Consider the following 13,246-nt stretch of genomic DNA (forward strand, 5'->3'; position numbering starts at 1 on the left):
TTCACTTCCTCTTGCCAGTGTGTGCGGGAACGGTTTGCACTGGAATGAAGGACGAAGGCGCGGTGATGCGGTAGACCTTCTGCCCGATATGCAGCTTGTTGCCGCCGTCCGTGGTCTTGCTGCCAAGCTCTGCGGAGGCCGTGTTGACCCGGCTCAAGAGATGCTGGGCCGTGAGTAGGTGGTAGAGCATCACACCGCGATAGATGCGCACCATGCGGGACACATTGTCGGCATAAAGATGATCTGCTTCTGTCAGCCCCTGTGCCCAGGCTTCGCGCACAGCAGTCCGCCAGATGAGCCGCTCTTTATCGTTCTTTGGCATGACGGCGGGATTGGGCTTTTCTGGCTCAGGGAAGCCGTCCGTCATAAGGAACTCGCGCCAGGTAGGCGCGGCAGCCACATAACGGGCAGGCGCAAGCAGATCATACGAGGTAAGCGCGGCGGTGGCGGTCTCGCCTGATTCAATGCGCATGGAAGCCCCGGCCCGCGTGAGCACAGGCGGCAAAATCAGGGCATCTCCCTGCGTCATCAGGAGTGGCCCAAAGTTGAAGGCAGTATCCATGATGGAACTGTGTTGTTCCGTGGCTGCCACAAGTTGCTTGTAGCGATACGTCATCGCCGTCTGGAAGGTGACAAGCTGGGCCGCTTCCTTAATGGCCGCAGGCCGCATGAGGCTGACGGCGGTTTCGTTCTTCGCTGCCCCCTTCATTTCAAGAAGTGCGGCCAGCTCTTCCGGTTCACCACGGCGAGGACTGCCGGCAGCATCGTCAGGCAGATGGACTGTGAGGGGCTGGCCCTCCTCACTTTTCACGGGAGCGACTGGCGGTGCAGGTTTTTCAGTGGTTGCAGCCACATTCGTCAGCGGCGGCATGGGCACCAGGGGCGCTGGTTCCTGAACATCATTTTTGACGGCGCATCCGCCAAGACACATCAGGAGCACTGCCAGCGTACAGAGTGAACGGTTCATGATTGCCCCCCGGTGCTGACTGTGCGGGCCAGAGTTATGACCCGGCCAATGGGGTCAACGCGCAGCACAGCCTGCGGCTGCACCTGCCAGGCAATGTCTTCCAGCAGCACATGGGCCGGACGATTCAAGCCGCGCACCACCACAGTCAGTATTTGCGCCGAGGGCTTGCCCGCTTCTTGATAGCGATAGCCAAGTTGCAGGCAGATTTCTTTGACAGCTCCTTCAGCCGGGCCAGTCCATGAGATGGACACCGGCTGGCTGAGGCTGGGATCAGCGGGCGGCAAAAGTGGCTGTAAGCCCTGCCCGCGCAGTTTTGCCAGCATGGCAAGTTCGCCGTGGGCAATCTGGGCCGCATCACCAAGGGTGACGGTCACAAAGTCAGCCGGATTTGTGGGGTCTTGTGTGGGCTTCTTTCCCGCACAACCCGCCAGGACAAAACAACAGATGATAAACGCGCATCTTCGCAGCATGAGAAAGCTCCTTATGTGTTTGTAGGTTTATAGAAATATATTTTTATATATTTCTATTTTTACAGTTGAATATATATTTATATAATGCTATGGGTTCTCTGGACAGCATCACCAAGGAGAACCTATGAGTAGCATCGTCATCGCCAACAAAAAGGGCGGCGTGGGCAAAACCACCACGGCGCAGAATCTGGCAGCAGCCCTTGCCGCCCACGGCAAAAAAGTGCTGGCCGTGGATATGGACGCTCAGGCCAATCTGACCCGCGCCTGGGGAGTGCCCCATGACGGCAAAAGCGTTCTGGACGTGCTCAGGAGCAAGGCCACATGGCAGGACATTGCCGTGCCGGTGGAAAAGGGGGCGGGCTGTGTCTTGCTTGCGCCAGCCAGCCGTCAGCTTGCGGCTATGCCGGAGGTTTTTGCTCAGGAGATCGGTAAGGAACTCTTGCTGAAAGAAGCGTTGGAGGCGGTGCAAGGCACCTTTGACGTGATCATCATTGACAGCCCGCCCTCGCTGGACTTGCTGGCTATCAACACCTATGCGGCGGCAGACGCCGTGGTCATTCCGGTGCAGACGGAGTTCCATTCCCTGGAAGGCCTCGCCCTCATGCAAGACGACCTGGAGCGGGTGCGCCGCCGCCTCAATCCTAATCTGGCGGTGCTTGGCATCGTCCCCACCTTCGTTGACCGCAGAAAGCGGCTGTGCCGTGACGTGCTGGATGTGCTCACCGAAAAACACGCGACTGACCTCACCCAGAGTGTCATCCGTGACAACGTGACCTTGGCCGAAGCCCCAAGCCACGGCCAGAGCATCTTTGCCTATGATGCCAAGTCGTATGGGGCGCAGGATTATGCCGCCCTTGGAGCAGAAATAGTAACCAGACTGGAGGCCCGTTATGGCGCGTAAGAAAGGCGGATTGGGGCAAGCTGCCCCCGTGGAACCGCAGGAAGATTTGCTCGACACTGTGTTCGGTGCGCCAAAGTCTGAGCAGAAATCCACACTAAAGACAGACACACCCCCGCCCGCCGCAGCGGGCAAAGACAAAGATGCCCCCAAAGGCAAGGAAAACCGAGTGGGCAAATATTTTCTCATCGACCGCGACCTGGCCAAGGCCATGAAGCTCTTTGCCGTACAGAATGACATGAAAGAAATCGCTGTCATTGAAGCCTCCCTACGCGCCTTTTTGGGCAAGGCCGACAACTGAGCACAGCCAGCTAGGGAAGGACTGAAAGCGGCGGCGGGAAAGCACGGATAGACGCCAGTAGGTGGTACACAGCCCAAGGCAACAGGGCACTACTATCAGCACCACGGCGAGCCATACGATTGTGCTATGGCTCACCATCAGTGCAGCGGAACAACCCAGCAGTGGCAGCGCAAAGATCGGAAGCCGCAAGCGCAGTTCCGCCAGCACATAGGGAATGTGCGTGGCGTCTTCAATGCCCCAGGCCTGAAGCACCCGTGCAAAGTCTTTTTCCATCGCGTCTTGTTCCTCTGGGGCGCGGTTGGCCTTGAAGTGTTGCAGGCGGTTCCGCAAATCTCCGCGCAATGCTGCCAAATGGGTGCTTGTGGGCTGTATCCGTGCCCTGAGAGCTTCTTTTGTTTTTTCAAGCATGGCTAACTCCTGAAATTATGCTCAGACAGGTTGTCTTTTGGGCCTGCCGCCCCGGCATTGCCGCCTCGGATGGTGCTACGCAGGCCCTTTGCGCCTTCAGCCCCTGACGAAACCGCATTGGTAGACCCCACAAACACGCCTTTGACGCCGCTTTGGTCTTCCTTTTCCCCAAGAGAATGGAATTGTTGGCCGATCCAGTTGGTCACATGCTCCGGCAGGTAGTGAATGAGGCTGAAGAACTTGTTGGCCGTCATAATCACCACGATGCCCAGAATCACGAGCATGGATATGGTGCCGGTAAGACCAATCACCTTGGCTTGCGAGGTTCCGGCAATGAACATTTCAAAGCTGGCCCCGATGAGTCGCCCCAGCACATTCATGAGGATGACCGCGCAGAAGAACCCGGCCACCATGAGCGGCGGGCGTATAACAATGCCGAGCAAGAGCAGATAGCCGCGCCTGCCGTGCTGCCCGGCTGCCCCATCCCCTTCGGGCAGGGCATGGGCGCACAGCCACAGCGGAGCGGCCACAAGCGATTCCACAATGAGGATTACCCAGCCGGTAAGCGCGGAAACCCAGCGAATAAAAGGAATGGCCGGAAGGTAGTAGGCCAGGGCTAGGCCGTAGAGCAGCAGGGGCAGAAAGACGGAAAACAGGACAAAGGCGATATATTTGTCCAGATTGGGAATAGCACTGCCAATGAAGGGAATGGCTTTGCCCATTGCGTGTGTGACATCAAGAACACCCAACGCAGCAGCCAGGCCCCAGGCCGTGCCGATGAGATAATCCCCCACGTTGGAGACAGCCATAATGGGATCTTTGCTGGAGAGCTTTTCCACCGCAATGGGCAGAATGTTGGCACTTACCAGGCTGTTCAACGTAGAACGCAGCCAGTTACCCACATCACCGAGTGCCCGAGTTTCGTCTGTCACCGCAGGGTGCGCCGTGGTGTCGGAAATGCCGCGCCGCGTGGCATAGGCCGTCTTAATGTAATTGGCCACCCGTTCTTTGATCGCTTCATAATCCTGCAAGCCAAAGTTCATGGCGTAGAGTTCGGATGCCGTGTATTCACGCGGCGCATACGAAATGCCGGAATACATAGCTTCGCGCACTTCCTGATTGATCCAGGCGATAGACCAGTAGGATGAACCAGCAATAAACCAGCCGTACTGTTTGGAAATGTCCTGAAAGTCATGCAGCTTGCTTTTGAGCTGGCCCTGCTTGGCATAGCTTTGCAGAGAAGAAAGGATGGTCGCGTTTATGCTGTTGGCAGCCGAGTGCAAAGCCAGCGGGTCAATGGCGTCAGCAGGAGTATCAGGATTGGCAAGCTGGCTAGCCACCGAAGAGAGCGACGACACCGCCGTGCCCACGGCATTGACCTTGCCCCGGCACAGCGCGTCACCCTCGTCCACGCATTCCACCATGATGGTGCCGGAATTACCGTTGAACGAAAAACGATATTCGCCGCCTGATCGAATCCAATTACCGCTGTAGTTCCATTTTCCCCCAGGAGAAATGCCGAGGCCTCGTCGCTCGTTAAGGTAGTATTGCAAGGTCAAGGATTCCAGCGAACCATTGGCAATGGCGGCATAATGGGTCACATTCTGGTCAGGAGCCTGTATAGTGATCTGCCCGCCGTGCTCGACAAAGTAGTCTGTGCCCAACTCCCAGACGAAATTGCCCAAGTTGATGGAAAAGCCGATGCAGGCCAGAATAGCTACCTGAAAGAAACTCAGCCCTTTGAAGATAGGAGCCAGTGCCCCCATTGCCCCCACAAAACGCAGCGGCATCCACAGTGAACTGTAGCGTTTGCCAAAGGGCGTTCCCTCGTGGGCCGTGCCTGCCACAGCCATAGCCAGCACCCAGATAAACAGAGCCGAAATGGTTGCCAACGCCACTATGTTGAAAGCACTGAACAGTTGCAGCATGAGTTCCGCAGCTTGCGAACCGCCAAGCCCCTGGCCCCATGCGTCCCAGCCTTGCCCCAGCAAGGTGTCCAAAAACTGTTTGCTGGCGTCACTTTTGAGCAACACTTCAGAGGTTGCGGGGATGTCGGGTGAAGCGGCCATAGGGTATCCTTGCGTTATATTTTTGATAGAAATATATTTTTATATATTTCTATTGTTGTGCCCCAACCATGCGGGCATACAGATCATTGAGTTCACGGCCTGTGGTGCCGTCCATGCGAGTCAGATAGTCCAGCGCGGTGATGAAGCTCATGCGGTCAAGTAATTCGTTGTTCTTGCGGGTGAGTTCAAGCTGCATGGCCTGCATCATGACTATTTCCCGTAGCAGTCCGGCTTCCGTGGCGGTCGTCACCTGATTGAACCAGTTGGGATTGCCGAGGCGCATTTGACTGAGCAGCTTGAACAGCCCGGCCTCAGACATTTTGCCATTTACAAGGCCGGGAGGCGTACCGCTGCCGCCCGCTTCCTGCCACTGGCTCTTCGCCCAGGCTGTTACGTCATCGGGCAGCGTGGGCGCGTGTGTGGCCACATGACTATTGAGGACATCCATAGCCACAGCCAGCCGCCCTTCATGGATTTTGCGGGCAGCGGTATACGTCTGGCCGGAGGGGGTTTCTTTTTGGGCTTCCGTGACCACGGGCAAAGGCCGGGGATTCGCCAGACTTTTGATGGATTCGTGGGCCTGTGAGAGCTGTTCGTCGGTGATGGTGTTTTCCAGAGGAAAGAGTGAATCCACCATTTCTTGTTCCGAGGGATGGCCTTCATCCAGCACACGCCCCAAGTATTCCACGGGCCGTGCATCCGCCTTGTTGGAATACTCCAACTGTTTGCTACGCATAGCCTGATGCACCTGACGAGAAGCCTGCGCACCAAGCTGCACTCCGGCACCAAGGGACGTTGCCCCGCACAACCCAGTGGGCTGCGCGGCCTTGCCATACAAGTCCTCAGTACGCGTGGCTTCGCCCGCCGTAGCCTGCCCCTTAATCATGGCAGCATTGCTTTCTTTTAAGCTGATGATGGCCCGCACAATCGTGGCACTTTCCGTCTTGATGGTGCCAATGATGCTTTGCGCCGCAAGGAGGATTTCCGAGCGAATGGCCGTAGCTTCTGCTGTAGTGTTCAGGTTGACCGTCTGGATGGTCTCCATCTTCGCCATTGTGAGCATGGCGTTGATGGAGCCGCAGTCGCACCCTGCCGCCAAAGCCTGCGCAGGAAGTGCAGACAGCAACAAGGTCAGGATCAGTTTTTTCATGATGTCCTCACAGAGTTGGCGATTTCGTGGACGATTTCCTGAATCACGTTGACCACGGCATCGTCGGCACCGGACTGGTCAGTGACCTGACGGCGGCGGCGTTCCACCTCGGACTTTGCCGAGCCACCCGGAAAACGGGCCGCCAGACGCCGCAAGGCTTCAGCAGGTTCCATGCGTTTGTAGAGATGATTGCGGATAGCCACGTCTTCCGTGGTGGTGGAGAAGGCCCACAGGGCTTGTCCGCCGATGGTCAGGCTAAGCACCAGTTGTGATTTACCGGCACCCGTGCGAAAAAGTGCCACCAGATTGGCACCAGCCGGGCCGGGTTTGCCCAAGTGCCCAAGCGCATGACGGCAAGAACCGTTCAAGCCAAAGCGTTCGGCCATGTCCTTGATGCTGTCATCCGTTCCAGCTCCAAGAATGACGATGGTAGTAGCCAGTTCAATGATGATTTTCGGAATATCGTCGATGGACTGCGTATACAGACCGATGGAAAGGTTCCATTTGCGCGATTCCCGCGCCATTGTGGTCATATCCGCTTCAAGCTGGCCTGAGACGGAGGTGTTTTTGGTCACGCGATGCGCTTCGTCGTAACAAATCCTTTTTGGATCTTCCCGAATGGCTTCAATGCGTTCGGCGTGGTAGTCTTGATAGCGTTCCGGCATGAGCTTCACGTCATCAGGCATAAGGAAGAACCGCGCCCCCAGCACATGCCGCGCCAGCATGTACATGACGGCAGATTGCCGCTCCGCAGCAGGCCCGCCGCGTGTGGCCACTTCATCCAGATCAAGGCTGACGATCTGCGCGTCACCCAAATCAAAGCGCGTGGGTTCTTTCAGCACGGCATAGGCGGTGATGGCGTCGAGAATCGAACGCCAGGCCTCACGCCGGGTTTTTTCTTCATAGGTATTGAGGATGCCCTGATTCTGGTTGATCTGTGTGGTGAGGTCGCCCAGCAGCGGCACGGCATAGCGTTGTGCCTGAATGGCTTCATGCACAAAACCGCGTTCAAAGAGAGCGTCTACCACCTCCCACCAGGAGGGCATGGCGTTCAGCACGATGTTTTCGCACATCAGCAATTCATGGAGTTCCGGCAGCACATTGGACTGGTACAGTCTTGGCTGATGCTTGTCCGACAGCTCCTCATAGGCCAGTTCAATGGCCCTGCGTACCAGCCCCGGCACATCCTTGTCCGGTGGCGTATTTTCCAGCGGGGTACACAGCAGGGTCAGCAGGTTGACCAGAAAGGCCATGTGCGATGGCAGCGGTTGGCGGCAGCCCAGCGGCGTATCAAAAGGATTGATGGCGAAGTCTTCGGTCATGCGCAGCCGGTGATAGGCTGCCATGTGCTTTTTGCCTTCCGGCAGATTCTCCTGAATAAGCGTGATTAATCCCGAACTGGATGGGCCTACGTCGATAATGGAGACCCACGGCAGGCGCGAAAGCCCGGCCTGGGTTACAAAGGCGAAGTTCATGGCGTTGAGGAACACCGATTTCCCCCCGCCCATTGGGGCTACCCCCAAATCAATCCATGCCGCCTGTTCCGAAGAATTGGGCGCAAAGGGAAAAAGCTTGCCGTCCTGGGTGCGCAGCAGGAGCGAACCTTCCTTCCAGGGCGAGGCAGAGCGCAGCGGCAACATGCCGATGGCCTCCTGCAAGGGAGCCGCAGTGATCGGAGCCGGGCTTGACGGCATCATGGCGGGCACTGTGGCAGCAAGGCCCAGCAGCGGATCGCCCACGGCTTCGGACACGTCCGTGGTGCCCCAGCCCTGAATGGCCTTGGTGAGTTCTGCCATGCGCCGCCGCAGTTGCAGGTGGGCCTCTTTTTCCGAAAGCCCCGCCGTGCCAATAGTTGCCCAAGTCCCGCAGCAGATGCGGAACTTCACACTGCACACCCCTCCCAAATCCAAAGCGGTCAGGGCTGCCACCGCATTATTGAAGCGTTTGTTGTCCGAACTGGCAAAGGCCAGAATGCCCGAAAGCAGAGGCTTCATGCCCATGTGCAGGCCGCCCGGCTCCAGCAAAAACGACATGCGGTACGGCAGGCGTTCATCCCGCCGCGACAGCACCCGGAAGAACTCCTGAAAGGGCTTGGGAGTCTGAGGCATGAGGGTCATGATGAGCGGGCCGAACACCCGATCCCCCACCGTAATGGCACTGCGGGAAAGCAAATGCCCCTCACGCGGCCAGAGCTGGGTTTTGAAATCTGGGTAAATTACATTATGCAAAAGCGCAGATGAGCGCGCACCCCCTTCATATTGAGGATCAGGCAGGCGTAGAGGTAAGGCGTCCCCCGGAATGCGAGCCAGCCACTCTCTGCTGGTGAACTCCGGGTCAACGCAGATGCGGATGTCCCGCAACGCCTCATGTGGCGTCAGCGGATAGAGCAGAAGCTCTTCTTGCCGAAAGGCGTCCAACACACCGGTCACAAAACCGCTATGTGCATCATGCAAGGCGGCAATGGCGGCAGAAATCTGCTGGCAACCCGGCTGCATGGGCGCTTTGCGCATGGAAGCGGCACGTTCCTGGAGCGCGGTTTTGCGCAAGCCCTCCGACAGAACGCCGGGCCGCGTCCACAAGATCATCCAGCAGGTTTCATGCGAACAATACCGTTCAAGAGCCTGCCCCCAATTTTCCAGCAAGGGGCCGATGTGCAGCCCAAGGTTTTGGGCAGTGCGGCGCGAGGGCAGCAACATTTCGCGGATACGCCCTCCGCTGGCTTCTGGGTCGTATTCAAACACCACCTGAATGCAGTGACCTGGCCTCGAAAGCGTGGATTGCAGTTTTTCCGTCAGGCCGCGCACGATGGTGGCATATTCATCCACCCCCACCTGTTTGAGTGCCCCTTCCAGACGCAAGACAGTAATCAGGCTGCCGTCATCGGCCACCAGTACGCCCCTGTCTACCGTTTCCAGCTTGCAGTAGCTGCCCACCGGGCCGTAAAAAGTTTCGGATAAGGCGCGGATACCGCGATCAATGCCGTGTACGAGGGAGTCCAACATCGCTATTCCCCCCTACTTATGAAATGATTGCGCCTACTCCGGCGCATACGGTGGAAGTGAATTCCGCCTACGCCTTCGTAGCGGGCGTCTGCTCGCGCATACGCCTGAAGAGGGATGAACAATTTCATTATTCCCCCCTCTTCAGCACAACTTGCTGAATGACCACGCCGCGCGGCGTGAGCACTGTGGATGCGCGGGCCACCAGCACCGTGGCCATGAGACGCTGGGTGCTTTCCACACCCTGACTGGATTCGTAGGAAAGGATGAGGGGGAACTCGACCTTCCAAGTCATGATGCCGCCCACCAGGCCCGATGCGCTGATGACCGGGGCACGAGTGACCACGGCAGAGGCGGAAAGCCGCTTGTCGCGGATCATGTCCAGAATGCCGGAAGATTGGAGGGCCGCCAGAAATGATTTGTAGGCTGCCTCTTCAAAGTTTTCTCTGGTATTAGAGAGTTTTTCCCGCCATTCCAGAAAATCCAAAGACACAGCATTGCTGATGGTTTCTGTGACCCAATTCAAAAGCCCTTGCTGGCTGAGAACTGGCTTATCCAGAGGAATGAGCGGAGCCAGGCGAAGATCGGGCGTTGCCGCAAAATAGCGTGGTGTGGGCTGCCGGACGATGAGCAAAGCAATGACCGCAATGCACACAATGAGTACGAGCACCAGTCCCACGGCCAATTTCATGGCGCGTTGGTACTGACTGCGATACCAGCCCAAGCCGCCAATGATGGTTTCGGCAGTGTAGGTCGGAGGCGGGCTTTCGCTTGCCTCTGCCATTGTTTCTACCATTTCCGAAGGCTGTGCTGGCTGCACATCTTCCGGTAAAGGTTTTTTCTTTTTGAACCAGTTCATATGCCCCCCGCTTACCGAAGCCCAAGTTCATCAAGACCGGTAGTCTGGTCAGAGCCGAAAAGTGTGGCCGAGCCGGAACCAAGAAACTCTCCGATACCAAGAGCCAGAGCACCAATGACTACCTTGGCAACACCCGGCGCATAGTTGCCCGACTGACCAGACTGGCTTTTGCTGGCCTTATAAAGGTCAATACAACCCCAAACCCCCATGCCCGCGCCGGAGGCAAAACCCGCCATTGTAACGCCCTTGGCTACCCCCTTGGCACTGTCCGCCACGTTCTGGCCGATGTCGCCAAAGGTTACGGCAGCCAGGGCCAACTCCGGCACGAGAAGCCACACAGCGGCGGCAGACAGAGCCGCTGCTGTGAAGCGGACAGGGGAAACAGCTTCAAGAGAAAAACAGGTTTTCATACAATTCTCCTTATTTACCCGATGATTTTTGCGATGGTTGTTTGCACATCACCGCCCAGCGTGGCCCCGATGCCGCGCAGGAAGGTGACGAGGTTGACTGCGATAATGCCGCCGAAGAGATGCACAATGCAGCGGCTCAAGTTCATGCTTTGGTTGGGAGTATCTCTGAGCAGACACAGCCCCCGAATGATGCCAATAATGCCCACCGTGGCGATGCCGTAGACAGCGAACTGAATGTAGACAGAGCCCGGCGATGCCGGAGGCGAATAGCTCAAGGCCTGTTCCGAAGTCTGGTTGAAAACGGTCATAGCAAGAGAATCCATGAGCGCGGGGATGTTCAGGAGCAGGACAGCAGCCCACAGTGACCAGACGGCGGTACTGCGGTTGAAACGGTGCTTATGGCTAATGCTCTGCGCCAGCGATACCATCGCAAAGGCAATGCCGATGAGGTAGGCCAGCACAATGACCACGGGCCACCATTGCTGCAAATGCGGAATGACGTTGGCGACGTAATTCTCCATACATCACCTCGCCTTCACGTTGAGCACAAGAATGCCCACCACCGTACCGCTTTCCAGGTAGACCGTGGGAGGCCGCTCAAAATTCTTCTCAAAGATTTTCCCGGCCTTTTCTCCCACCTTGCCCGCCGCAATCCAGGCCTGATCCGCAGGGCTATAAGTGTTCCAGACCATCTGATCCGTGGTTTGGCCGTTCATCCCGCCCCCATAGCTTCCGTAGATGGTGCTCTGTGCGCCGCTGTACTTTTTGGCGTTGGACAGACCTTCCAGAAAGGCCGTGGCAATAAGCCCTCCCCAGCGGCTGAAGAAATGCGTATCCACCGAAGAGGCCACAGAGGCTTCAGACGTGGCCGGGTCAACCGCATAGCCCTCAATCTGGGCATCCGAACCATCCGGCAGAATGACTCTGGTGAAGGCGAGTACCAGCCGTTCTTCAAAACGCTGAAACTTGCCAAGGAGACGTGCGTTTTTGAGCTTGCCCGAAGCCACCGTGGCCATGACGGCAGAAGGAACGTCAGAATTTACGCCAGTGTCGATGACGGCGTAGAGAAGATCGCCAGGCTTCAAAGTCAGAGTGTTGGATGCCAGTGACTCCCCATCGCTGGACACAAACGCAGGGGCAGGGAGGGGTTTGTCCTTGGAAAAATCATGCACAAAAACGACTTTTCCCTGTTCCACAGATACCGAGGATAATTTGGCATCCAGAGCCGCTAGGTCTTCCAACATCCTTTTTTGCAGGGTGTTGTCCGTGCGCGGAGCCTGTATAGGAGCCACACGCGGAGGCGTGACCGGCGGGGGAGGCGGGGGTGTGTCTTGCTTTCGTGTTACTGCCGGGGTTTTGGTGCCCACAGGCGTGGGAATAAAGCTCTCGCCCGCTGCAAGGGCACTGTTGGCCTTTTGCTGGTCGTGAGCTTCCAGCTTTTTGTTGTACTCTTCCGAGCCTTCACCGCCCGCCTGCCCTTTGACGGAATCCGTGCGGGCCGAGGCCAGCGTGGCCGAAGCCGAAGGCTTTTTCGGCGCGAACAGCGCCATGTAGCCCACCGCAAGGACAACGGTCACAGCCACTCCCAAAAGGGCGAACATGACGAAACGGCGTTTCTTTTCCGTGCTGGTGACGCTCATGGCTTCACCTCCCCATGCCCCTTGCCGGGTTCCGGGTCTTTCAGCACCAGGGTCTGCATTGTGCCGCCCACGGAGAGCATGATCCGTGATGTAACAGGCACCTCGTAGCACTTCATGTTGCCCGCGCCGTTGACCACCGCCGTCCAAGCAGGCCACATCATGCTGTGACTGGTGCGGACGTAGTGATTTGCGCCGAGCTTCCAGACCTGCACCTTGTCCGGCGTGGGTTCCATGCGCACGCGAACGGCCCCTGCTGGCGGCACATGATCCAGAAAGGCTAACATGGAGGAGTTCACGGTTTCCTTGATGTCCTCAATGACCGGCACTTTGGCGCGTGGGCCATGCTGGGAAATCTGAAAGAGCACCAGGGCGTCCGCCTTGCGCTCCGGCCCGCGCACAGAATCCGATTCCAGCCGGATGACCAGCGGAATGTCCTGTTTCTCCAGCGTCACGACCAGGGTTGTGGTGCCGTAGGCCTGTATGGGCGTGATGTTCAACAGATTGCCGTCCGGCAGTTCAGGGCGCAGAACTTGGAAAAACGAAGGCCCACCGTTGGTGACGGAAGTGATGGGCCAGGGCTGCCCCGTGGAATCGTGGATGAGCAGCGAGGTGGCAATATTGGCCGTGGTGAACACCCGCACCGGCGCACTGCCAGGTTCCAGCGACACCCGCGCTGTACGCGAGGCCAGTGAAGGCGACACCGGCAGCAAAGCCCGCTCGCGCTGATCCGACCGCTCCCGGTACTCCTGAATCTGACTGTCATCCAGCGGCATCATCTGACGCAGGCTTTCTTGAAACAGTGTTTGGGCATCGGGCTTTTTGCCTTCCTGGGGCAAAGCAGCCGTAACGGCAGGCGCAGCTGGAGTTGGAGGCACAGCCGGGGTAGCCGTGACAGGATCTGCCGTTGTAGGTCTTTGAGCGTCCGTTTGACCTAGGACAATGCCCTGCTGCCCGATGACGGGGGCAGGTGGTGCCACAGGCACAGGCGGCTGTTCCGCCGCCCAGGCCATGCTTCCCCAGAGCAGCACAAGTAGTGCCGGGAGCAGACGAAAAATGTGTTGTCGTTTCACTGAAA

Annotated in this window: 13 protein-coding genes; 2 read left to right on the forward strand and 11 right to left on the reverse strand. The window is 57.6% G+C overall.

Annotation, left to right across the window (positions count from 1 at the left end):
• Position 1: 1 nt before the first annotated feature.
• Both HY795_01125 and HY795_01130 read right to left on the reverse strand, forming a co-directional pair.
• Positions 2-967 (reverse strand): type IV secretory system conjugative DNA transfer family protein, encoded by a 966-nt coding sequence (locus HY795_01125; protein ID MBI4803817.1) that lies wholly within the window; start codon positions 965-967, stop codon positions 2-4.
• Entirely contained in the window at positions 964-1,437 is a 474-nt protein-coding gene (locus tag HY795_01130) for a DotD/TraH family lipoprotein (protein ID MBI4803818.1), read from the reverse strand. Before HY795_01130 ends, HY795_01125 begins: the two co-directional genes overlap by 4 nt.
• Positions 1,438-1,561: 124 nt before the next feature.
• Here HY795_01130 and HY795_01135 point away from each other — a divergent pair, with 124 nt between their 5' ends.
• Positions 1,562-2,338: a ParA family protein gene (locus HY795_01135; GenBank protein MBI4803819.1), complete on the forward strand. Its 777-nt coding sequence runs from the start codon at positions 1,562-1,564 to the stop codon at positions 2,336-2,338.
• Positions 2,328-2,636, forward strand: a complete 309-nt coding sequence (locus HY795_01140; protein MBI4803820.1) for a hypothetical protein — start codon at positions 2,328-2,330, stop codon at positions 2,634-2,636. The genes HY795_01135 and HY795_01140 overlap by 11 nt, the downstream gene beginning before the upstream one ends.
• Here the strand turns inward: HY795_01140 and HY795_01145 are convergent.
• From HY795_01145 to HY795_01185, 9 genes are all read right to left on the reverse strand, one after another.
• Complete coding sequence (locus HY795_01145; GenBank protein MBI4803821.1) at positions 2,604-3,044, reverse strand: hypothetical protein; 441 nt, start codon at positions 3,042-3,044, stop codon at positions 2,604-2,606. The genes HY795_01140 and HY795_01145 overlap by 33 nt on opposite strands.
• 2 nt (positions 3,045-3,046) lie before the next feature.
• Positions 3,047-5,113 carry a DotA/TraY family protein gene (locus HY795_01150; protein ID MBI4803822.1) on the reverse strand — a complete coding sequence of 689 codons (2,067 nt, stop codon included), beginning with the start codon at positions 5,111-5,113 and terminating at the stop codon, positions 3,047-3,049.
• Between the two features lie 49 nt (positions 5,114-5,162).
• Positions 5,163-6,263, reverse strand: a complete 1,101-nt coding sequence (locus HY795_01155) for a hypothetical protein (GenBank protein MBI4803823.1) — start codon at positions 6,261-6,263, stop codon at positions 5,163-5,165.
• The gene (locus HY795_01160; GenBank protein ID MBI4803824.1) at positions 6,260-9,265 is read right to left on the reverse strand and encodes a type IV secretion protein IcmB; all 3,006 of its coding nucleotides are present in this window, start codon (positions 9,263-9,265) and stop codon (positions 6,260-6,262) included. The genes HY795_01155 and HY795_01160 overlap by 4 nt, the downstream gene beginning before the upstream one ends.
• A 127-nt stretch (positions 9,266-9,392) precedes the next feature.
• Positions 9,393-10,121, reverse strand: a complete 729-nt coding sequence (locus HY795_01165; GenBank protein MBI4803825.1) for a DotI/IcmL/TraM family protein — start codon at positions 10,119-10,121, stop codon at positions 9,393-9,395.
• A gap of 11 nt (positions 10,122-10,132) precedes the next feature.
• A complete protein-coding gene (locus tag HY795_01170; GenBank protein ID MBI4803826.1) occupies positions 10,133-10,531 on the reverse strand; it encodes a hypothetical protein in 399 nt (132 codons plus the stop codon).
• A 14-nt stretch (positions 10,532-10,545) separates the two neighbouring features.
• A complete protein-coding gene (locus HY795_01175; protein MBI4803827.1) occupies positions 10,546-11,052 on the reverse strand; it encodes a hypothetical protein in 507 nt (168 codons plus the stop codon).
• 3 nt (positions 11,053-11,055) lie between these two features.
• Positions 11,056-12,171, reverse strand: a complete 1,116-nt coding sequence (locus HY795_01180) for a DotG/IcmE/VirB10 family protein (GenBank protein ID MBI4803828.1) — start codon at positions 12,169-12,171, stop codon at positions 11,056-11,058.
• Positions 12,168-13,241: a hypothetical protein gene (locus HY795_01185; protein ID MBI4803829.1), complete on the reverse strand. Its 1,074-nt coding sequence runs from the start codon at positions 13,239-13,241 to the stop codon at positions 12,168-12,170. Before HY795_01185 ends, HY795_01180 begins: the two co-directional genes overlap by 4 nt.
• Between the last annotated feature and the right edge of the window lie 5 nt (positions 13,242-13,246).

The organism is Desulfovibrio sp., assembly GCA_016208105.1.
Taxonomy (GTDB): Bacteria; Desulfobacterota; Desulfovibrionia; order Desulfovibrionales; family Desulfovibrionaceae; genus Fundidesulfovibrio.

What these genes read in the sequence shown, in the direction of transcription:
- HY795_01125 (MBI4803817.1), bottom strand. Translation starts at nt 967, where the DNA reads ATGAACCGTTCACTCTGTACGCTGGCAGTGCTCCTGATGTGTCTTGGC.
- HY795_01130 (MBI4803818.1), bottom strand. Translation starts at nt 1,437, where the DNA reads ATGCTGCGAAGATGCGCGTTTATCATCTGTTGTTTTGTCCTGGCGGGT.
- HY795_01135 (MBI4803819.1), top strand. Translation starts at nt 1,562, where the DNA reads ATGAGTAGCATCGTCATCGCCAACAAAAAGGGCGGCGTGGGCAAAACC.
- HY795_01140 (MBI4803820.1), top strand. Translation starts at nt 2,328, where the DNA reads ATGGCGCGTAAGAAAGGCGGATTGGGGCAAGCTGCCCCCGTGGAACCG.
- HY795_01145 (MBI4803821.1), bottom strand. Translation starts at nt 3,044, where the DNA reads ATGCTTGAAAAAACAAAAGAAGCTCTCAGGGCACGGATACAGCCCACA.
- HY795_01150 (MBI4803822.1), bottom strand. Translation starts at nt 5,113, where the DNA reads ATGGCCGCTTCACCCGACATCCCCGCAACCTCTGAAGTGTTGCTCAAA.
- HY795_01155 (MBI4803823.1), bottom strand. Translation starts at nt 6,263, where the DNA reads ATGAAAAAACTGATCCTGACCTTGTTGCTGTCTGCACTTCCTGCGCAG.
- HY795_01160 (MBI4803824.1), bottom strand. Translation starts at nt 9,265, where the DNA reads ATGTTGGACTCCCTCGTACACGGCATTGATCGCGGTATCCGCGCCTTA.
- HY795_01165 (MBI4803825.1), bottom strand. Translation starts at nt 10,121, where the DNA reads ATGAACTGGTTCAAAAAGAAAAAACCTTTACCGGAAGATGTGCAGCCA.
- HY795_01170 (MBI4803826.1), bottom strand. Translation starts at nt 10,531, where the DNA reads ATGAAAACCTGTTTTTCTCTTGAAGCTGTTTCCCCTGTCCGCTTCACA.
- HY795_01175 (MBI4803827.1), bottom strand. Translation starts at nt 11,052, where the DNA reads ATGGAGAATTACGTCGCCAACGTCATTCCGCATTTGCAGCAATGGTGG.
- HY795_01180 (MBI4803828.1), bottom strand. Translation starts at nt 12,171, where the DNA reads ATGAGCGTCACCAGCACGGAAAAGAAACGCCGTTTCGTCATGTTCGCC.